Here is a 472-nt window from a genome sequence, read left to right as displayed (position 1 = left end):
CAAGTTCCATCTACCCGCGGCTATCCGGGCGACCTTTACAGCCAGTTGGCATCACGCTATGAGAAAGCGGTAGACTTTGAGGGCTCAGGATCAATCACAATTTTGGGAGTTACAACAATGCCCGGTGATGACGTTACTCACCCTGTACCCGATAACACCGGTTATATTACGGAAGGTCAGTATTACCTTCGCGGCGGGCGTATCGAGCCTTTTGGTTCACTTTCACGTCTAAAACAACAGGTAAACGGTAAAACACGCAAAGATCACCGTGCTATTATGGACGGTATGATTAAGCTTTATTCTTCTTACAAAGATTCATTAGAGAAAAAATCAATGGGCTTTATCTGTCTCTTATACACATCTAGATGTGTATAAGAGACAGCTTTAGAGCAATCAGAATCTGTGATGCACATAAAAGGGAGCGCATACTAAATATGTTGCCGCCGCAAGAAGCTGATAGTATACGAAAACA

1 pseudogene is annotated in these 472 nt (G+C 43.6%); it reads left to right on the top strand.

The window, feature by feature from the left end:
* Positions 1–342 (top strand): annotated as a pseudogene (locus tag ACYVRA_RS08685) (V-type ATP synthase subunit B); the annotation flags it as partial.
* Between the last annotated feature and the right edge of the window lie 130 nt (positions 343–472).

The organism is Treponema sp. R8-4-B8 (assembly GCF_054786175.1).
This window is presented reverse-complemented; position numbering and strand designations above follow the sequence as displayed.